At 60.4% G+C, this 20,471-nt stretch carries 21 protein-coding genes; 15 read left to right on the top strand and 6 right to left on the bottom strand.

The window, feature by feature from the left end; translation table 11 throughout:
• Positions 1–10: 10 nt before the first annotated feature.
• The 7 genes from HFX_RS14185 to HFX_RS14215 are packed head-to-tail and all read left to right on the top strand — an operon-like array spanning position 11 to position 7,913.
• A complete protein-coding gene (locus tag HFX_RS14185) occupies positions 11–1,228 on the top strand; it encodes a CaiB/BaiF CoA transferase family protein (RefSeq protein WP_004059183.1) in 1,218 nt (405 codons plus the stop codon).
• On the top strand, positions 1,221–2,078 hold the full coding sequence (locus HFX_RS14190; protein WP_004059181.1) for an HpcH/HpaI aldolase/citrate lyase family protein: 858 nt from the start codon (positions 1,221–1,223) through the stop codon (positions 2,076–2,078). Before HFX_RS14185 ends, HFX_RS14190 begins: the two co-directional genes overlap by 8 nt.
• On the top strand, positions 2,075–3,070 hold the full coding sequence (locus HFX_RS14195; RefSeq protein ID WP_004059179.1) for an ABC transporter permease: 996 nt from the start codon (positions 2,075–2,077) through the stop codon (positions 3,068–3,070). Before HFX_RS14190 ends, HFX_RS14195 begins: the two co-directional genes overlap by 4 nt.
• Before the next feature lie 11 nt (positions 3,071–3,081).
• Positions 3,082–3,987 (top strand): ABC transporter permease, encoded by a 906-nt coding sequence (locus tag HFX_RS14200; RefSeq protein WP_394295039.1) that lies wholly within the window; start codon positions 3,082–3,084, stop codon positions 3,985–3,987.
• Positions 3,984–6,065 carry a dipeptide ABC transporter ATP-binding protein gene (locus tag HFX_RS14205; RefSeq protein WP_004059175.1) on the top strand — a complete coding sequence of 694 codons (2,082 nt, stop codon included), beginning with the start codon at positions 3,984–3,986 and terminating at the stop codon, positions 6,063–6,065. Before HFX_RS14200 ends, HFX_RS14205 begins: the two co-directional genes overlap by 4 nt.
• Before the next feature lie 4 nt (positions 6,066–6,069).
• Entirely contained in the window at positions 6,070–7,434 is a 1,365-nt protein-coding gene (locus HFX_RS14210; protein ID WP_014732374.1) for a hemolysin family protein, read from the top strand.
• Positions 7,435–7,466: 32 nt separating this feature from the next.
• On the top strand, positions 7,467–7,913 hold the full coding sequence (locus tag HFX_RS14215; protein ID WP_004059171.1) for a universal stress protein: 447 nt from the start codon (positions 7,467–7,469) through the stop codon (positions 7,911–7,913).
• Positions 7,914–8,125: 212 nt separating this feature from the next.
• Here the strand turns inward: HFX_RS14215 and HFX_RS14220 are convergent, their stop codons facing one another.
• A complete protein-coding gene (locus tag HFX_RS14220) occupies positions 8,126–8,800 on the bottom strand; it encodes a hypothetical protein (RefSeq protein ID WP_004059169.1) in 675 nt (224 codons plus the stop codon).
• 205 nt (positions 8,801–9,005) lie between these two features.
• On the opposite strand from HFX_RS14220, the gene HFX_RS14225 reads away from it, so the two are divergent.
• The 4 genes from HFX_RS14225 to HFX_RS14240 all read left to right on the top strand — a co-directional run bounded on the left by HFX_RS14225 (position 9,006) and on the right by HFX_RS14240 (position 13,803).
• Positions 9,006–9,779, top strand: a complete 774-nt coding sequence (locus tag HFX_RS14225; protein ID WP_004059167.1) for a CPBP family intramembrane glutamic endopeptidase — start codon at positions 9,006–9,008, stop codon at positions 9,777–9,779.
• A 175-nt stretch (positions 9,780–9,954) separates the two neighbouring features.
• Complete coding sequence (locus HFX_RS14230; RefSeq protein ID WP_004059165.1) at positions 9,955–11,379, top strand: YjiH family protein; 1,425 nt, start codon at positions 9,955–9,957, stop codon at positions 11,377–11,379.
• Between the two features lie 187 nt (positions 11,380–11,566).
• The gene (locus tag HFX_RS14235; RefSeq protein ID WP_004059156.1) at positions 11,567–12,817 is read left to right on the top strand and encodes an ABC transporter substrate-binding protein; all 1,251 of its coding nucleotides are present in this window, start codon (positions 11,567–11,569) and stop codon (positions 12,815–12,817) included.
• 65 nt (positions 12,818–12,882) lie between these two features.
• Complete coding sequence (locus HFX_RS14240; protein ID WP_004059154.1) at positions 12,883–13,803, top strand: DUF7551 domain-containing protein; 921 nt, start codon at positions 12,883–12,885, stop codon at positions 13,801–13,803.
• Positions 13,804–13,839: 36 nt separating this feature from the next.
• On the opposite strand, the gene HFX_RS14245 is transcribed toward HFX_RS14240, so the two are convergent.
• The gene (locus HFX_RS14245; protein WP_004059152.1) at positions 13,840–14,841 is read right to left on the bottom strand and encodes a lysylphosphatidylglycerol synthase transmembrane domain-containing protein; all 1,002 of its coding nucleotides are present in this window, start codon (positions 14,839–14,841) and stop codon (positions 13,840–13,842) included.
• Between the two features lie 134 nt (positions 14,842–14,975).
• Here HFX_RS14245 and fer point away from each other — a divergent pair, with 134 nt between their 5' ends.
• The 3 genes from fer (at position 14,976) to HFX_RS14260 (ending at position 16,516) form a co-directional block, all read left to right on the top strand.
• Entirely contained in the window at positions 14,976–15,695 is a 720-nt protein-coding gene (fer, locus tag HFX_RS14250) for a ferredoxin Fer (RefSeq protein WP_004059150.1), read from the top strand.
• 89 nt (positions 15,696–15,784) lie between these two features.
• Entirely contained in the window at positions 15,785–15,934 is a 150-nt protein-coding gene (locus HFX_RS14255) for a hypothetical protein (RefSeq protein ID WP_004059148.1), read from the top strand.
• Between the two features lie 108 nt (positions 15,935–16,042).
• Complete coding sequence (locus tag HFX_RS14260; RefSeq protein WP_049917475.1) at positions 16,043–16,516, top strand: FKBP-type peptidyl-prolyl cis-trans isomerase; 474 nt, start codon at positions 16,043–16,045, stop codon at positions 16,514–16,516.
• 30 nt (positions 16,517–16,546) lie between these two features.
• Here HFX_RS14260 and HFX_RS14265 read toward each other — a convergent pair whose 3' ends face one another.
• The 4 genes from HFX_RS14265 to HFX_RS19745 form a co-directional block, all read right to left on the bottom strand.
• Entirely contained in the window at positions 16,547–17,371 is an 825-nt protein-coding gene (locus tag HFX_RS14265; protein WP_238547490.1) for an ABC transporter ATP-binding protein, read from the bottom strand.
• 59 nt (positions 17,372–17,430) lie between these two features.
• Positions 17,431–18,483 (bottom strand): FecCD family ABC transporter permease, encoded by a 1,053-nt coding sequence (locus HFX_RS14270; protein ID WP_004059134.1) that lies wholly within the window; start codon positions 18,481–18,483, stop codon positions 17,431–17,433.
• Between the two features lie 68 nt (positions 18,484–18,551).
• Positions 18,552–19,529, bottom strand: a complete 978-nt coding sequence (locus HFX_RS14275; protein WP_004059132.1) for an NAD(P)/FAD-dependent oxidoreductase — start codon at positions 19,527–19,529, stop codon at positions 18,552–18,554.
• Positions 19,530–19,670: a hypothetical protein gene (locus HFX_RS19745; protein WP_155844692.1), complete on the bottom strand. Its 141-nt coding sequence runs from the start codon at positions 19,668–19,670 to the stop codon at positions 19,530–19,532.
• A 175-nt stretch (positions 19,671–19,845) separates the two neighbouring features.
• Between HFX_RS19745 and HFX_RS14280 the strand changes: the two genes are divergently transcribed.
• On the top strand, positions 19,846–20,457 hold the full coding sequence (locus HFX_RS14280) for a GNAT family N-acetyltransferase (protein WP_004059131.1): 612 nt from the start codon (positions 19,846–19,848) through the stop codon (positions 20,455–20,457).
• Positions 20,458–20,471 lie beyond the last annotated feature (14 nt).

A 20,471-nucleotide genomic window follows, 5' to 3' on the forward strand; every position in this document is an offset into this window, starting at 1 on the left:
CGACAGCACAATGATTCCAGACAAACCCCTAGACGGAATTACCGTCGTCGACGCGGCAAGCCTCTATGCTGGGCCACTGACAGCCATGATGCTCGGTGATTTCGGTGCCGAAGTCATCAAGGTCGAACACCCCGAGTACGGAGACTCGCTCCGCGAGTTCGGTGACTACCCCGAAGAGCTCTCGTGGAAGTGGGTCAACCGGAATAAAAAGAGCGTCCCCCTCGACCTCCACGAAGAGGACGGCCAAGAGATCTTCAAAGATCTCGTCGCGGACGCTGATGTCCTCGTCGAGAACTTCAGGCCGGGAACGCTGGAAGACTGGGGAATCGGGTGGGAGACGCTCTCTGCACTCAACGAGACCCTCGTGATGGTTCGCGTGACCGGATTCGGACAGACGGGCCCGTACAAGGACCGCCCTGGCTTCGGCACGCTCGTCGAGGCGATGAGCGGCTATGCGTACTCGACGGGACAGGCTGACGGTCCACCCACCCTCCCACCGACCGCGATGGCCGATTCCATCTGCGCACTCCACTCCACGTACGCCGCGGTGATGGCGCTCTACTGGCGCGATGTCCACGACGGAAGCGGCCAGTACATCGATTCGTCGATTCTGGAGGCGATGTTCGGGATGCTCGGCGACCACGTCATCGAGTACGGACAGAAAGAAATCGACCACGAGCGGTCGGGCAATCGAAGCAGTCGGACCGCACCGCGGAACACCTACCGGACGAAGGACGACCGCTGGGTCGCCATCTCGGGGAGTTCACAGAGCATCGCCGAGCGTATTCTCCGCATCGTCGGTGGAGAGGAACTGGCAACGGACCCCCGGTTTCGGACGATGAAAGACCGCCTAGAGCACGTCGAAGAACTCGACGCTATCATCGCGGAATGGATGAGTGAACACACTCGCACGGAGGTTATCGAAATCTTCGAGGAGCACGAGGCGGCCATCGGGCCGGTCAACAACATGGCCGATATCTTCCGTGACCAGCACTTCGCCGAGCGCGACGCGGTTATCTATATCGACGGCGAGGACGAGGAATCCATCCCAATGCGGGGTGTCTTCCCGAAACTCTCCGCGACACCCGGGGGAGTGGACCACCCCGGGCCGTCACTCGGGTCACACGCGCTGTCGACAATCACCGAACGAACCGACCGGTCCGAAGCGGACGTGCGGCGACTGGCGGCCGAGGGCGTCACGACACTCGGAGGTGAGACGCGTGACTGACCGCCTCCGCCGGACCTTCCTCTACACTCCAGCCGACGACTCCGGAATGATGGAGAAAGCACTCGGTTTGGACGCTGCTGACGCAGTCATCTTCGACCTCGAAGATGCGGTCCCGGCCGAGGTGCTGCCCCAAGCCCGGACAAACCTTCAGACGGTACTCGGAGAGAGTTCTAGTCGAGGGATAGAGCGGTGCGTCCGTATTAACGGTCTCCAGACGCCGCACTGGGAAGCCGATATTGAGGCCGCCGTAACCGCCGGTGCCGACACAATCGTCCTACCGATGATTGAACAACCCGAGCAGACAGCCCGTGCTGTTACTGCGGCAGCGAACGCCGACGGCGACGTGCCGGAATTCATCGTGACGGTCGAGACGCCCCGAGGGATGTTCGCCGCCGAGAAACTGGCCACACACGCCAGCCAACTCGATGCTGTGACCGGATTTTCGTACGGAATCGGGGATTACGCACGGGCCGTCGGTGCGACCGGCACACCCGCACAACTCCACGAGTACGTCCGAAACGTGGTCGTCAGTGCCGCCGCAGTCGGTGGGCTGGACCCCATCAGCACGGTGTATCAGGACTTCTCAGACGTAGAAGGGCTCCGCGAGCACGCTGCACAGGCACACGAAATCGGATATATCGGACAGAAGGCCATCCACCCTCGACAGCTACCAGTAATCAACGACATGTTCACACCAACAGCCGAGGAAGCCGAGGAAGCAGCGCGCTTCGTCGATGCGTTCGACGCTGCCGACCGCGACTCGATTGTCGTAGACGGTGTCTTCCTCGACACGGCAATCGTCGAACAGTACCGGACAGTCCTCACCCGCCACGAGGAGGTGACAGCATGAGCGACTTCCGGAGATTCCTCCTCAAACGGCTGGCCATCTCGATGGCTCTCACGCTCGTTGCGGTGTCGATTATCTTCGTCGTTCTCCGACTCCTTCCGGGGAGTCCGTTTGAGGCGCTCATCACCGCCGGAAACCTCAACCAAGAACAAATTGAGGAGATACGGAGCCTCTACGGACTAAACAAACCGCTCTTACAACAGTACCTCGCGTACCTCCAGAGCATCCTCTCGTTCCAGTTCGGTTACTCCATCCTGCGGAGTCAACCGGTCTGGGAGATTCTGCGCCCCAAGCTGTTCAACACGCTCGTCCTGCTCGTTCCGGCGCTCGTCACGACGGCCGTGGTTAGCTCGCTGGCGGGAATGTACGCCGGGTGGAACCGCGGGAGCTACTTCGAGAAAGTAAGCATCATCACGACGACGTTCCTGCGGTCGACGCCGGTGTTCATCACGGCGATTATCTTCGTCATCGTGTTCTCGTACACGCTCGGACTCGTACCGGCGTTCGGGATGCGCGAAATCACCGCCTCCCCCGACGGGCTACTGGAGACCTACCTCTCGGTGGACTTCCTCTACCACTACATCCTCCCGTTTACCGTCGCCGTGCTGTACTACAGTGGCGACTTCCTGTTGCTGGCCAGAAACGGGGTTATCGAGAAGAAGGGCTCGGAGTTCCTCAAACTCCATCGCGCAAAGGGACTGACGGAGATGGAGCAACTCGCCCGTGCGGGGCGGAACTCGATGCTCCCTATCCTGACGTACTTCGCGCTCCGTCTCGGGATGATCTTTCAGGGGCTCATCCTGCTCGAGGTCGTCTTCGCGTGGCCGGGTATCGGCCGCGAACTCGTCCTCGCCATCCAACAGCAGGACTACCCGCTCGTGCAGGCGGCCGTCTTCATCATGGCCCTCGCGGTCATCCTCGCCAACCTGGCTGCTGACGTGCTGTACGCGTACTTCGACCCGACGGTCTCGGCAAGCGGAGGTGAGTCGCTATGAGCACTGACGCAATGAACGGGGCGGTCGTATTCGAGCGCCTCGACCACTGGAAGCACGTCCTCGTAGACCAGCTTAGGTTCCTCCGCCGGGACAGACTCGCATTCGTCGGGGTCGTTATCGTCGCGGGGTTCCTCTTCCTGGGACTCTTCGGGCCGATGCTCGCACCCCACGACCCCATCGAACACGACATGGTGAACGCTGACGGGGCCATCATGCGCCTCGCGTCACCCAGCGCTGACGCACCGTTCGGAACGACCGCGTTCGGGAAGGACGTGTTCAGTCAGTTCCTCGCTGGTGCCAGACCGACGCTCATCGTCGGGCTGTTTGGCGGCCTCGGGACGGGGATTATCGGCTTCCTCGTCGGCCTCGTGAGTGGCTACTACGGTGGCTGGGTCGACGAGGTGCTGATGCGCATGACGGACTTGACGTTCTCGCTTCCGTTCATGCCGATGGCGCTGCTGTTGTTGACGTTCGTCACACCCAGCATCTGGCTTATCACCCTCATCATCGCGGGCTTCCTCTGGAAGATGCCGGCACGCGTCGTTCGGTCAGAGGTGCTTTCGGTGCGTGAACGGACCTTTGTCAAGTCAGCCCGGGCCAGCGGGGCGAGCGACCTGCGGACGATGTTGTTGCACGTCGGTCCGAACGTCCTCCCCATCGGGTTCCTCTACACGGCATACGGTGTCGCGTGGGCCATCGCGGCACAGGCGAGTCTCGCGTTCCTCGGCTTCGGTGATCCGACGATGACCAGTTGGGGACGAATGCTCCGCCAGGTGTTCGAGTCGGGGAACATGCGCATCGCCTGGTGGTGGGTGTTCCCGCCAGCAATCGGTATCGCGGCGATTACCACCTCGGTGTTCCTCATCGGCCGCGCCTATGAGGAAGTCATCAACCCGGAGATTCAGACCGAACAATGACATTACTCGATATAACAGACCTCAAGGTCACGTACAGTACGAAAAACGGGAAGGTACACGCAGTGAACGACGTGTCCTTTTCCATCGGTGAAGGCGTCAACTATGGACTCGCCGGCGAATCCGGGTCCGGAAAGTCGACGATAGCCGAGGCCTTGCTCGGGTTGCTCCCGGACAACGGCCAGATCGAGAGCGGTGAAGTCCTGTTTAAGGGACAGGACCTGACGACGCTCAGTCCCTCGGAACGTCGTGATATCCTCTGGGAGGATATCGCGTATATCCCCCAGAGTGCGATGGACGCGTTGGACCCCGTGATGTCCACGGGGGCACAGATCCGCCAGGCAATCCAGAAGCATCGGAACGTCTCGAAGGCGAAGGCCCGCGAACGCGTGAGGGAGTTGTACGATATCGTCGGGTTAGACCCGAACCGTATCGACGACTATCCACACGAGTTCTCCGGCGGGATGCGTCAGCGCGTCACCATCGCGATGGCACTCGCACTCGAACCAGACCTCATCATCGCCGACGAACCCACCACGGGGTTGGACGTTATCGTCCAGGACAAGATTGTCGACAAAATCCTCGAGATTCAAGAGCGGATGGATAGCTCGCTCTTGCTCATCACTCACGAGATCGGCGTCATCGCGGAGACGTGTGACGACCTCTCTATCCTCTACGGTGGGAAGGTGATGGAACAGGGGAGCGTTGACAACGTCCTCATCAATCCGACGAACCCCTACACGATGGGACTCAAGAACTCCTTCCCGGAAATCGAAGACGGCGGTGACCCTGTCTCGATTCCGGGCTCACCGCCAAATCTCAGCCAAGAACCATCGGCCTGCGTGTTCAAGGACCGCTGTCCGTTCTCCACGGCGGAGTGTGAACAGTCCCATCCCGACCTTGTTGATCTCCCCAACCGGAATCACCAATCAGCCTGCCACCACGTGAAAAAGGCGGCTCAGATGCGGCGTGACGCCAAGGAGCCCGAAACGTGGGGCATTGCTGACGAAGACGACGGCGACAGCGGGACTGGCGAAGTCGTCCTCGAGACGCACGACCTCGAAAAGTGGTACGAACAGAGCCAGTCGCTGGTGAGTAAGTTCCGTGGCGAGAACCCCAACTACGTCCGAGCAGTCGATGGCGTGTCGTTATCTGTTCGCCGGTCGGAAATCCTCGGCGTCGCTGGCGAGAGTGGCTGCGGGAAGTCGACGCTGGGAGAGACCATCGCGCTGCTGAAGCAACCAACTGGCGGGAAGATTACCTTCGACGAGAAGTCTCACGAGTACTACCAAGACGGGAACATGAAGGAGTTCCGTCGAAAGCTCCAGATTATCTTCCAGGACCCGTTCGACTCGCTGAACCCACGTCAAACTGTCCGCCAACTTGTCGGTGAACCGCTCACCATCCACGATTACCGGACAGACGAACGGGAGGTGGCAATTAAAGAAACGCTCGAAAAAGTCGGGCTGACACCAGCCACGAAGTTCCTCGACCAGTACCCACACGAGCTATCGGGTGGACAGCGCCAGCGGGTTGCCATCGCCAGAGCGCTCGTCGTCGACCCGGACTTCCTCATCTGCGACGAGCCAGCATCGATGCTCGACGTTTCGCTCAAGGTCAACCTCCTGAACCTGCTTCGGCAACTCGCCGACACCGAAGACATCGGCATCGTCTACATCTCCCACGACCTGGCGAGCCTGGTGCAGGTGTCCGACCGCCTGGCCATCATGTACCTTGGCCGCGTCGTCGAGACGGGTGACGTCGACCGCATCGCGAGACAGCCGAAACATCCTTACACGAACTCGTTGCTGTCGGCCGCACCGGAGAAAGACCCCTCCGTTGGGCGGACGCGCGTACTGCTGGAGGGTGAACCGCCGGACCCGGTGAACCTCCCGTCCGGGTGTACGTTCGCTCCCCGGTGTCCGAAAGCCTCGGACGAGTGCTGGCGTGCGGAGCCCGCCCTCACCGAGGCGGGCGATGCGGAACACATGGCGGCGTGTTACTTTCCGGAAGATGAGGTTGACCAACCAACCGTCGTCGACGAAGCCCGGACGCCCAGCAGTGAGAGCATGAGCGACTGACCGGATGACTCCCTTCGACATGATGACACTCGAACTGGTCCCTCCGTCGACCTTGACTTCCCTCGTGGACGGAGAGCTACTCACGCTGGGTGGAATCACGGTACTCGCGATACTGATGGTACTCTCGGCGTTCTTTTCGTCGTCCGAGATTGCGATGTTCTCTCTCGCGCAGCACCGCATCGACAGGCTTGTTGCCGAGGGAACACCCGGTGCCGAGACGCTTCAATCACTGAAGTCCGACCCGCACCGGTTACTCATCACCATCCTCGTCGGAAACAACCTCGTGAACATCGCGATGTCGTCGATTGCAACGGGGCTCTTCGCGCTGTATCTCACCCAGGGGCAGGCTATCTTCGCCGCGACATTCGGCGTCACGGCGTTGGTGTTGCTGTTCGGCGAGAGTGCACCGAAATCGTACGCCATCGAGAACGCCGAGCAGTGGGCGCTGTCAGTTGCTGGTCTACTGCGGCTATCTGAGTACCTGCTGTATCCCCTCGTGGTCACGTTCGACCGGCTAACTCGGGTAGTCAACCGGCTCACGGGGAGCAAAATGAGCGTCGAAACGTCGTACGTCACCCGAGACGACATCCAGGAGATGATCTTGACCGGAGAGAACGAAGGCGTCATCGACGCTGACGAGCGGGCGATGCTCGAGCGAATCTTCCGGTTTACCGATACCATCGCCAAAGAGGTGATGACACCCAGACTGGACATCACAGCAGTCCAGCGCAGTGCCGACGTGGAAGAGGCAATCGTCGCCTGCCTCCAGAGCGGTCACCATCGGATGCCAGTGTACGACGGATATCTGGACAACGTCGTCGGCATCGTCGAGTTAGGGACCCTCGTCCGTGAGTTCCGGTACGGCGAGAGTGACCCTGCGGACCTCGACCGTGTCATCGAACCGACGTTGCACGTCCCAGAGAGCAAAAACGTCGATGACCTCCTCGCGGAAATGCGGCGTGAGCGGGTCGGGATGGCCCTCGTTATCGACGAGTTCGGCACGACGGAAGGTCTCATCACGAAAGAGGACCTCGTCGAGGAAATCGTCGGCGAGATTCTCAGAGACGAAGAGGACGAGCCTATCGAGACCATCGACGAGTCGACGCTGCTGGTACGGGGAGACGTGAATATCGAGGTCGTAAACACCGCCCTCGGTATCGACCTTCCCGAAGGACAGGAATTCGAGACGATTGCCGGTCTCGTGTTCAATCGAGCAGGGCGACTCGTCGAGAAAGGAGAGACCTTCACCCACGAGACGACCGAACTCCGGATTGAGCGCGTCGACAACACGCGTGTGAAACGAGTCCGAATCAGCAAACAGTGGGAACACTCGACCACCGACGAACAGACCACACCGGCCCAGAGTTGAATCGCCCGAGAAATACCCAATCAAAAACACCCATGACAATACTCGCAGCAATCGGAGAGGAACAGCATTCACAGCACGTCGTTTCGGTCGCGTACGACCTGGCAGAGACGTACGGAGAGACGCTCGTCGCGTTGCACGTGGTTCCGAAAGAGGAGTTCAATGAACACAAAGAGGCAATCAGAGCCACCCCTGGGTACGCCCACTTCAGCCTCGACCAAGAAGAGAGCAGCGGGGCCGAGTTCGCACAACGGGTCGTCGAAGAATCCCTCGACGACTTCGACCGGGACACAGTCGAGCCGCGGGGACGGGTCGGCACACCAGCGGACAAGATACTGGCCGAAGCCGAGTACATCGACGCGCGGTTCGTCGTCATCGGGGCGAAACACCGTTCCCCAGTCGGAAAGGCGCTCTTCGGCAGCACGGCCCAGAAGGTTCTCTTGAATTCGGACTACCCGACTGTTACGACAGCGGACAACTGACTAGACTGTCGGTATCGAATTCGACGGTTAAAGAACTTCTTGGTCCGAAGCCCTACGTCCAGCGAATTGAGGGATGTGAACCGCCTCAGAGTCGAGTCAAGGGGAATCGAAAAATTCCTGTATCCAGCAAATCGCAGAGCGATTTTCGAGACCCCGAGGCACTCGCCTTGCCCATCTGTAGAAGCTCACACTCACCACCCTTCACCACCAACTCAAAACTGGTCCCAGAACGCCCGAAACGCCGCGGACGGGTCAGTCGCGACCCACCGGAGCGCCGGAAGCACGTCGTACTTGACGGCTCGAACGCCAACGATTGCGAGTCCGCTAAACAGGATTCCCGCTCCGACGATACCGGGAATGCTCCCGTACCCGTTAGTAAAATCAGGTGCGACGACAGCGAGTAAACTCACGAACACCAAGAGTGCCACCCCGATTTTCAGAAGCGTGTCTGAAAGTCGCTTCCACCGACTGGGTCGGTACTCGTCGGCGAGTTCGGTTTCAATCGTTCGACGCCAGTCGTCACACGTTCGGAGTTGTACATTCTCCAGAGACTCCGTTTTCTCGTCCGTTGCCGACCGCTGTCGTTCCTGTGCAGTCTCAATCATCGCATCGCGGTCGATGTCGGTGAGAACGCGAATCCGCTCGATTGTGAGATATGCGTCCGCCAAATCGGACCGCAGTTCTTGGTTCGCCCGGTCTTCAAACGCTAACTCGAACTGCCGGTCCGGATACGTGACTAACAGGTCGAAATCGGAGACTCCGGCGGCGATTCGAGTCCGGATTTTTCGCTCGTCTCGTCGCCGCTTCGCCGGTTCTACATCCTCGAACGCAGACTGCACGCGCTCGCGTTGCGTCCGGGTGAGAAGAGAGGAGACGGAGTCTGACATGAGCGTGGGTTTGTCGAACAGAATATATCAACCTATTGTTGAATGGATTTCACCGACGGCGCAAGTCGGTCAAACCGGGTCAGAACAGCGGGTGTACGACCATACACCCACCACGAATATCCGCCTATACGCCCGTATACGGGCGGAAACTGGCTAAAAACGTCTTTGGGGTCTATAGCCGACCACACGGTACCGACAGGCGTCAATGTCACAAATCAGTGACTGGTTTTCGAATGTGCGTGGACGCATCGAACCACCGAAACGGTTGCAGGCGCTACTCGGGGCGGTCGGAATAGCCGTCGGCGGTGCGCTGTCGTCGTTTGTCGTCTTCATGCTGTTTCGACCGGCGGTGTCGGGGGTGCTACAGCCATCGTTTCCGGCACTCAGTACGCTCTTGATAACGAAGGGTGCCCAAGTTGGGTTCGCCTTGTTCGTGGTCTCGTATCTGGGGCTCACGCGTCAGTGGGACGAATACGTGCACTTGCGCCGACCGACTGTCCACGACGCGGTCTGGGTCGTCATCGGCAGCATCGGACTCGACATCATGGTAGCAGTCTCGAAACTGGTGTTGCCGGTTTTCGGACTCTCACTCGGCGTACTCAGTGGTGCTGGTGCAGATGGGATGGACGTCGGCCTCGCTACGTGGCCGGTCATCTGGCCCGTCATCTTCGGTGGACTCTACCTGTTTCCCGCACTCCTCGAAGAACAGTTCTTCCGCGGACTCGTTCAGGGACGGCTCCGCGACAGTTTTCACCCAGTCTCGGCGGTCGTCTTGGGGGCGGGGCTTTTCGCGCTCGTCCACGGATTGTACGGCATCGCTGGCGGACCCGAGTTCCTCGCGACGTACCTCATCCACCTCTTCGGCCAAGGACTGGTGTTCTGTCTGGTCTACGAGCGGACGGATAACCTTCTAATCGTCGCACTGGTCCACGCGATTTCGTGGACTAACAGCGGGTTCCCGTTTTTCGGACTTCTCTGACGGTGAATCTGTAATTCCGCGTCGAGTCCGCTCGTTGGGTGTCGGCATTCGGTCGAGTCTCGAAGAAACACGCTGCGGTTCAGATGTGAACCAGAACCAATCTTCCATTATTATTTAAACTATACTCCGTAGGGAGATTGCAATTCTATGCGATACATTATCAAACATACCCACAATGGCAACAGAGCAAGAACAGACTTGGACGGTCGAAACAGAACAGCGCACAAAGAGCATCGAAGAGTTGGACCTCCACGAGATACGCGGCCAGCCCGTTTTCAAGTTCGTCACTGCGTTCCTGATTGGTGCAGTGTTCTTCCTCGTTCCCGTACCGTATCAAGGCGAGTTGACGGTTCCGTTCGACATCGTAGTGAGTACAATCACGGAGACGTTCCCCACAGCGGTTGGCGTGTACGCGCTTGCGGTAATCGTCGCCGGTGGGGTGTTGACCACTGGAGCGAAGATTGGTGACGGGACCGTTTCCGGATACGACCTCTCGTACTTCGAGACGTCGACCGCATTCTGGATACTTCGTCTCGCGGGCGTCCTCGTTGCACCGCTCATGTTCTTCAAACTCGGACCGGCGTGGCTCCACACCCCCGGAACTGGGGGCCTCATGTGGGGGACGCTGGTGTACAGCGTCGGCGTCATTATCCCAATCGGTGCGGTGTTCATCACCATCTTCGTCGAGTTAGGTGGACTGGAGTTCGTCGGGACACTCGCTCGCCCGGTGATGCACCCATTGTTCAAAATCCCCGGACGGGCGGCGCTGGACAGCCTCGCCTCCTGGGTTGGTTCGTACAGTGTCGGTCTGTACGTCACCCGCAACGTGTTCGAGCAGGGAGGCTACAACAAACGGGACGTCTTCACCATCGCGACGTGTTTCTCGACGGTGAGTATCGGGTTCGTCGGCGTCGTTGCAGCGACGCTCGATATCCTACACCTCTTTCCGGTGGTCTTCGGGGCGTACTTCGTGTGTGTCATCGTGACCGCGGCAATCTTGGTTCGCATCCCCCCGATTTCGCGTGTTCCCGAGGAGTACATCACCGAACCCGACCCGGAAACGGCATTCTCCGGCTCACTCAACGAGTACATTCGGCTAGCGCTCTCCCAGGCAGTCGAGAAAGCGGATCAGGGAGAGACGTTCCTGGAAGCGGCCAAGCGTGGGTTCGTCGACGGGCTGAAACTCACGACGCTCATCCTCGGGACTATCCTGACTGTTGGGCTTGCGGCGACGCTGCTGTCGGCAAATACGCCTCTCTTCGATATCCTCGGCCAGCCACTGACGCCACTGATTGCGGCGCTCGGGATTCCGAATGCGGAGACGGTCGCACCGGCAACAATCGTCGGTATCACCGAGATGTACGTGCCCGTCCTCCTGGTCACTGGAGCGGCACTCAAAGCCAAGTTCTTCATCGCCGTGCTGGCCGTCTCTCAGCTCATCTTCTTTTCGAGCGTCGGCCCGATGACGATGGATATGTTCAGCGACGTTCCGATTCGCTTCCGCGACCTCGTCGTCTTGTTCGTCATGCGGACCATCGTCCTCGTCCCGATGATTGCGGGCATGACGCACCTCGCTGCGGCTGTCGGCCTTCTCGGCTGAGAGACGACACCGCCGCGTTTCGGTCCCCGTTTGCTCTGTTCCGTTTCCAAACCGTCTCAGTGCCGACGCTTCGCGTTCAGAGCAATTCCAGAAACGCGGCTACGAGTTTCTGCTCAGTACGTCGAAGGTAGTTTAGGCTATCCTAAAAACCGAAAAGGTCAAACCGATTTAGGTTAGCCTAAACAACATGCAGGGTGATGCGATGAACGAGACGGAACCGACGCGCCGCGCGTACCTGAAGTACGCAGGGGCGGTCGCCGCCGGAGGCCTACTTGCTGGCTGTACAGCAGATGGGAGTACCGAGGCCCAGGAAACGACGACCGGCGGGACGGCATCCCCGGAAACAACCGAGTCCGAGACTGAACAGACGACCGTCAAACCGGAGGAATCCTACTCGGTGTCGATGGCTCCCGTGGGAACTGTCGAGTTCGACGCACCCCCGGAGCATGCAATGGTCGTGTTCTCCCACTACGCCGACATGGCCGTCGCGCTGGGACAAAGTGAAACGGTCGAGTCGCTCTACGCACCCGAATTCGCCGGGAAATCGCTGGAGACGTTCTATGCTCGCCTCGACGGGGTCTCGCTCGAATGGGACGGCCTTCCCGACCCGCTTTCCGACGGCGTCGACAAGGAGATGCTGTACGAACTCGACAGCGACGTTCACTTCGTCGACCCCTCCTACGTCGTCGAAACGCAGGACGGGTGGGACACCGACGATATCGAGGAAATCGCCGACAACGTCGCCCCGTGGTTCGGGAACTACCACAGCGGCCTGACCGACAAGCCCGCAGCAGCGTACGTCGACAACTACCGCTATTACACCCTCTGGGAACTGTTCGAGAACGTCGCCGCAGTGTATCAGGAGCGACAACGCTACGAGGCGCTTCGGGCGGTGTACGACGACGTGGTGAGCGAAATCGAATCATCGCTTCCCCCCGAACCGGAACGTCCGACTGCGGCCCGCGTCACGCTCATCGACGATACCTTCTACGCGTACAAGTTGAACGCCCCCGGATTTTGGCACGCGGACACACGACCACTCGGCGCGACTGACGCGTTCGCCGATATCGACTGGGACGGAACGTGGGGTATGTTCGACTACGAGACGATGTTAGAGACCGACCCCGACGTTATCTTGCATCTCTGGGGAATGTCGCCGGGGTACTACATCGACGACATCCGCAAGCGAGTCGCGAACCACCCGGTCGGGAGTCAACTATCCGCGGTGCAGAACGACCGCTTTTTCGCCGGTGGTGTCCGCTTCCAGGGACCGATTACGAACCTGTTCCAACTCGAACTGACGGCAAAGCAACTCTATCCCGAGGTGTTCGGCCAGTGGCCGGGATACGTCCCCGGAGAGCCGTACCCGGAGATTCCCGAAGACGAGCAGTTATTCGACCGGAAACGGGTCGCCGACATCGTCGCTGGAGAACCGTAGCAAACAGCAAAGGGACGAAGCAACTGAACAGCACAGCACACAGCAGACCACGATACAAAATCGAAATGGTCGGAACGACACTCATTCAGATTCGAAACCACATCGAAACGCTCGCCGCCGACGAGGGTGATTTCACCATCGTCTGTGGACGAACAGGAGAACGGCCGGTACCAACCGCAGGACTCACGTTCGGGGACCGTGCGACCGCCGAAAACGCCGTCCGGGCGGCGACGCAGTATCGCTCCGCACTTCGACGGTACGACCCGCAACTCCCGTACTACGACCTCATCGTGACGCAGGACGGCAAAGAGCGGCCGACACCCGCTCGCAGTTGGGGCAGTGCTCTCGACGAAGGGCACATCGGCGCGGCAGCGGTCGGAAATCCAAAGGAGGAGGGTGATCGACCCGAACGCATCGAGTTCTGTCACAGTGTCGCCGCTGCGGTGTTCGAAGCACTCAGTAATACCGGACACAGGACTGTCGAGACAGCAGTCATGGACGCGTACTTCGACCTCGCGGAGACGATATCGAGTCCGGACGAACTCTGTTTGCGTCTCCTCGAGAGCATGGCAACAGAACTTCACGCGCACCTTGAGTCGGCCGAGCAGGCAGACGTGCTTGCACGCGCTGCATCCCGCCTTCCGACACCGCCCGAATCGGCGGACTCGCTGGAGGCGACGCTCGGCGAGATGGAACGACTCGGACTAGTCGGTTCCTACTCGTGTTCTTCGTGGACGACGAACCCCGACGACGGAACAAAATCGGCTGACATCACCCTCAAGGAGTATGCACTCTCAGCGCGGAATGGTCGTCTACCGGCGTTACCGGTCGTCCTCGACCTCTATCGTCGACGAGGACCGTGGAAGCCGATTTCGCTTCACGTCACTCGTGCCGACGGTGAATGGCGTGGAAGGGTCGCGGTGTCGACAGAATCGGAAGGGGTCGGTCTCGCGAGCGTCCCGATACACCCCGGCGTCCCCGAATGAGTCACAGTCGGCCCCGACTTCGATAGCCGCGACTACTCACGGACGGAACCCGCGAAGGAACCCCGTTGCGAGTCCGCCGCCGCCGAGCGAAACGCCGAGTTCGAACGTCCGCACGACGAATACAGCAGCAGCAGCGCCCGCCGCCGGTGCACCCGTGGTGAGGACGAGCGCACCGGCCAACAGGACATCGTACGTCCCGACGCTCCCCGGAACGGGGACGATACTCACCGCCTGTGGAAACGGAATCATCGCGATGATTGGAATCAGGCTGGCTGTCGTCCCAGTGCCTGCGAGCGCAACCCAAATCGCAACCGCAATCGTCAGTTGTTCGATGATTCCCCCGAGCGCGATGAGTCCGAGCAGTACCGGTGCGTTCCGAAAGTACACCACTCGTTCCCAGAACTTGTCGACGGCTTCAGCAACGGCGGCTCGGCCGTAGGGCGTCTCGTGATAGAGACCGGACACCGCGCGGACAATCGGGGTGAGTACGATGACAAGGACCGCAGAGAGAAGCGCCCGACCCCAGACGAGTACGGCACCGACGACGCTCAAGACAGCAATCGCACTGGCCAGCGTCAGAAGCACGAACGTCGGCGTCAAACCACCGAGTAGGAGAATCCCGGAGAGAACAGCCGAAAACAGGAGTTGCGCCACTGACCTGATGTACTTCGCGACGCCGCGAACCCCCAACGCCTCGCTGTAACTCGTCCCGGTCTCGACCCCGAAAAAGTGCGCCATAATCGGCTCGGAACTCACCGGCCCGGCGGGGCTGAGCACGTCGAAAAAGTCGCCCGCGAAGGCGAACTGCACGCTCTGCCGTGGAGAGAGACCGTCGCCGAGCGGGCGAACAGATGCCCAGACGGCGATTCCATCGACAGTAGCTTCGGCGATAGTCAACGCGAGGACGACCCAGACGGCCCACGGCGCAACCCCTGCCACACGCGCAACAACCGCTTCGGGACCGACGTACCAGAGGTACGCCGCTAGCGCGCCGATTCCGAGGGACCCACCCGCGACGAACCGAACCCCGCGTCTCACACCTGAACGCAGGTGTTGACAGTGTAAAAGCCCGCCGTGGGAGAATGAGATAGAGAGATTCGTTCGAGTACTAAACCACGCGGAGACGGCCGATGGCCGTGGATTTATGCTCACGAATTACTACTAGCCCCGATGTGGACACCCCGTTCGAAATTCTCCGACTCGACCCGGACGCAGACGAGGACGAACTCGTCGATGCGTATCGCAGGCGGGTGAAAGAAGCACACCCGGACCACGGCGGCTCGGCCGACGAGTTTCAGTTGGTTCGAGCGGCGTACGAGGCGATTCGAGCGGGATACGAACCCGGAGATGGAGCGGTCGAACTCGTCGATAAAGGCGGCCGTGGTGTGAATATCGACCGCGAGACAGACGCCGCCAGAGAAGCGAATACCGAGCAGGATGCAGCCGAAGATACCGAACCGGACCGACCGGGTACACGAGTCGAGTATCTCGACTACGACGTGCTCGACGAACACGGCTGGTCGCTCACCGACGAGGACCTCTTCGAGAAAGCGGCCGCCGAGGGGCTGAGCACGGACGTATACGGCGAGGTGTTCGTCGAACCGCGGACCTGCCTGCTCAAGGCCGCCGAAAACGACGGGCACAGTTGGCCCTACGCCTGCCGCGGCGGCGCGTGTGCGAACTGTGCAGTCGCCGTCGTCGAAGGCGACATGGAGATGCCCGCGGACCACATTCTCTCGGAGGAGATGATGGACCACGGCATCAGACTCTCCTGTATCAGCCTCCCGACGACTGACGAGGTCAAAGTCGTCTACAACATCGAACACCTCCCCGGACTAGACGAACTTCGACTGCCGCCGCAACACGTCCGAAAAGTCCGCCCGAACGACTGAGTCGCGGGCTATACACGCGGGAACCCGGTTGTGCACGTTCCGCGCCCTGCCGCGGCCGAATTAAGCTTCGAACGCGTCCGTACTCTGTAGTGACACGCTGGTTCGCCCGTCACACGACCTCAATCAACCGATTGACCGGCGCGGTCATGCTGGTCGTCAGCGTCTACTACCTCCTCATCGTCTTCGACGTACTCGGCGTGGCGAGTCAACTCGAAGGCACCTACATTACAGTTCGCTGACGGAAAACGTGCCGGATACCGCCGCATTGGGGGTGATTAATAGCGTACGGTTCTCGCGATTCTGCGTCGATGACGACCTTTATGCACGTCCTCGAACGACGCCCCGATATGGCAATCGAGTCGGGAGACCGCGTCGCTATCGCATACGTCGGGCGTTTCGAGGACGGGACCGTCTTCAACACGTCTCGCTACGAGGTTGCAGTCGAACACGGCCTGTTCGAAGCCCAAGAGCGGGACCGAGACGACTACGCCCCACGGTCGTTCGTCGTCGGTGCCGGCGAGATAATTCCCGGTCTCGACGAGGCGGTCGTCGGAATGAGCGTCGGCGAAGAAGCAACTGTAACCGTCCCACCGGAAGACGGCTACGGCGAGTTCGACCCCGACCGGGTTCGGACGTACGCCCCCGAGACGTTCGAAGGGATGGTCGGAGAAAAAGCGGAAGTCGGCTTGCACGTCCACGCCGAAAACGGACTCCACGGCGACGTCGTCGCCGTCCGAGAGGACGCCGTCGAAGTTGACTTCAACCACGAACTCGCCGGGAAAACGCTCGAATTCGACATCGAAATCGTCGCGGCCGAGTGAGCGGTGAAAAAGAAGACTGACGTCAGTCGCTTACAGCGAGTGTTTCGGGATGATTTCCGGGTCTGGCGTGTAGTTGACGGCGGCCTCGACGCGGAACACGTCGGCGAGGAGTTCTTCGGTGACGACCTCCCGCGGCGGGCCCCAGTCGTATAGTTCGCCGTCCTGCATGGCGACGAGGTAGTCGGCAAAGCGCGCCGCCTGTGCGATGTCGTGGAGAACGACCGCGACGGTGACGCCGCGTTCTTCGTTGAGTTCTCGAACCGTCTCCAGCACGCGGAGTTGGTGGTGTAAGTCGAGGTACGTCGTCGGTTCGTCCAACAGAAGCACGTCGGTGTCCTGTGCGAGCACCATCGCAATCCACGCGAGTTGGCGCTGACCGCCGCTGAGGTTGCCGACCTGTTTGTCGCGGATGTGCTCGACACCAGCGAGGTCGATTGCGCGTTCGACCGCGGCGCGGTCTTCCTCGCTGGTCTGTTCGAAGAAGCCGCGGTGGGGGTACCGGCCGTGATAGACGAGGTCTTCGACGGAGAGGGACGTCGGCGAGTCGTGTTGCTGCGAGAGCAGTCCGAGTTCCCGCGCGAACGCCTTGTCGTCGTACTCGTCGATAGCGGTTCCGTCGAGGTAGACGCGTCCCGCGTCGGGCTCAAGTTGCTTTGCGAGCGACTTCAGGAGCGTACTCTTTCCCGACCCGTTCGGCCCGACGAGCGCCGTAATCTCACCGCTCGGCACGTCGATACGGTCGCACTCAACGACCGGTTCCTCGCTCGTCGGGTACGACAGTTCGAGGGTCGAACCGGTGAGCGCGCTCTCGGGGCGCTCGCTTTCGGTAGCGTGTTCGCTCGTCTCGTCGGTCATGATAGTCTCGACCGAGTGCTCGTCCGCTTCGTCGCGTTCGTCAGATTTCAACTTTGACATCACACTTCACCCAGGTTCTGCTGTTTCCGCATGAGATAGAGGAAGTACGGGCCGCCGATGAGTCCGGTAACGATACCGACCGGCAACTGAGTCGGACTGAGCGCGAGGCGCGCGCCCACGTCAGCGGCGACCATCAACGCCGGGCCAGCAAAGACACACCCGACGACGAGGCGTTTGTAATCACTTCCGACCACGTTCCGGACCACGTGCGGGACGACCAGACCGACGAACCCAACGATACCTGCAACCGCAATACTCGCGGCGGCAGCAACGACGGCAACGCCCGAAAGAAGGAATCGGACCTTCTCGATAGACATTCCGAGCGAACGGGCGGTTTGCTCGCCGAGGAGCAGCACGTTCAACTGTCGGGAACTGATGAGCGCAATCGCCACGGAGGCAATCGACCACGGAAGCGCCATGCGAACTTGCTCCCAATCAGTTCCCGTGAGCGAACCGGTCGTCCACGCGATGGCGGACTGGACGACGCCGATGTCGTCGATGAAGACGAACAGGCCCGTCTGGAGGCTCTGGAAGATGGTTCCGACGATGACGCCAGCGAGAACTAATCGAACCGGCGACGTGCCGTTTTTCCACGCGATAAGGTAGACGAGCAAGAACGCAATCATCCCGCCGAGCGCCGCCAGAATCGGGAGGAAAAACGATAGCCCGGAGAAGACGACGAGCGTGAGGAGGATGAGTAGTCCGGCACCCGAGGAGACGCCGAGGACGAACGGACTCGCCAGTTCGTTCCGGGTGACCGCCTGGAAGATGGCACCGGAGACCGAAAGGTTCGCGCCGACGAGTATCGCCACGAGGACGCGCGGGAGTCGGATGTTCCAGACGATGAGCGTCCGCTTTCCGAGCTCCGGAAGCTCACCGCCGAAGAGGAACACCTGCCAGACCTGCGGGTCGAAAATAACCGCGGGATCGAAGACGGCACGCCACGCCTCTTCGATACTCATCGAGAACGCGCCGAAGCTAACCTGTACGAGTCCGCCGAGCACGACGATGATGAGACTCCCGACACAAAGCGAGACGAGCGAAGCGTCCATCCAACCGAACAACCGACTCGGTATCGACTGCTCCGATTGCCCCGCCTGCCCCGTGCTGCCTGCTCCGCTCACGACTCAGCACCTCCGAGTTCGTGCTCACGGTGATAGGAATGGAGTGTCTCGTCCGGAATTGCATCGAGGACTCGCTCGGTCCCAATCGTCTCGACGAGTCGCCGGAGACCGCGCGATTCCGCTTCTTCGACTTCCGCGTCGGTCCGGCGCGTCTCGAAGGCGCGGTCGATGTAGGATTCGCGGAGGTCGGTGACGGTGTCGTCTGCGATGTCTGTGTCATTCGGAATCTGGTTGTCGAACCACTCGTGCCAGCGGTCGCGGTCGCTCCATTCACCTTGGAACTCGCTGTCTGGGCGAAGCCAATCGTAGTGTGCAGCGAGGTCGCCGGGGAATCCTTGTTCACTCCGGTGGTCTTCGAGCAGACACCGGGCGACGTGCGCGCCGTGACCGGCGGCAATTCCTACCTGCGCATTGCGGGCACCTGATGGGGCGGCGACGTATAGTCCATCGACCGGCGTCCGCCCGTTATCGTCGGCGTACGACGAGTCGAAGTGCTCGTGTTCCTCGCCGTGGTGGTCGTGGAGTTCGAACATCGCGTCGTCGCCATCGAGTCCGCGAAGATACTCCCCGTCGTACCACGCGGCCGCGACGACCTGGTCGGTTTCGACGCGGCGACCATCTTGCGTCTCGACGATAAAGCGGGGTTCGCCGTCGGCGTAGTCCACGGATTCCACCATGTCCTGCACGTAGTCGGCTCCGGCCTCGGCGACGTGTTCGTGCATCAACTGGGAGAACGTATCCACGCCGATGCCAGCGGGGAATCCGAGATAGTTCTCGAGGTAGGCACACCGCCGGAAGGCTGACTTCCCGCGGTCGAAGACGACGGTGTCGAGACCGTATCGGGCCGTAAAGACGGCGGCGGCGCATCCTGACGGGCCACCGCCGACGATGACCACGTCGACAGTGTCAGTTAGTTCAGAAGTGTCACCCGTGTCGTCCACGGCGGTCACTTCGCCCGGGTCAGTGCTCGTCATTTAGAACTCACCAGAGACGATGTTGGCGGCGCAGTCGGCGTCGTAGAGTTGTTCGTCAGCGTCGGATAGTGTTTCTACAGTCCGCTGGGTGAACACCGACCGACGTGTCGAGTTCCCCGAGTCGTCTCCATCTGTGTTCATAGGTTTTAGGCTAACCTAAGTGGATAAACAATTTTCGGATTTTAGGGAGTCCTAAAAACGTGATAGACCAGTCCGATGACCACCGCAAAACGAAGGCAGCAGGTCGTTGTAGACGAATCCCATAGAATGAGAATGTGACACATTATCAAATGGGTGAGTGACGTATTTTTCTACTATGGCCAGTACCACCGGAGAGGGCAGTGAACCCGCCTTTTGGGACCCGAGCCACTGTACTGGTACGCCCTACTGTCCGCCACGCTGCCCACGCTTCATCGACGCGCAGGGAACAGGACTCGTCATCAGGCCGTACGAGCCAACCGACTGGGAGGCACTCAACGAGATGTACTGCGACTACGCCAGAGAACACCGGTCGATGGGGCTTCCGCCAGTCGACGACGCGCGGGTCGCCGAATGGCTCGAAGGACTAACCGAGCGCGGCCGCAATCTCGTCGCCATCGGTGACGAGAGCGTCGTCGGCCACGTCACATACGTGCCGCAAGACGACCCCGAGCCAGAAATCGCGGTGTTCGTCCATCAGGAGAGTCACAACCGAGGTATTGGAACCGAACTCTGTCGACACATCGTCGCCGAGGCCGTAGTCGAAGGCCTCGAAGCGCTTGTACTCCACGTCGCCCCGGAGAACCGACGGGCTATTCACGTCTATCTCGGACTTGGCTTCGAGGTCGTCCCCTCGGAGAGTACGGATACGAAGATGCGACTCTCGGTCGAGCACGCGAATGTCGTGACTAACCCGACGGCAGCAGACGTTGGCGTCGGCGGGGACTGACCCCGAGACGCGGA

The sequence above is a fragment of the Haloferax mediterranei ATCC 33500 genome, assembly GCF_000306765.2.
GTDB classification, from domain to species: Archaea; Halobacteriota; Halobacteria; order Halobacteriales; family Haloferacaceae; genus Haloferax; species Haloferax mediterranei.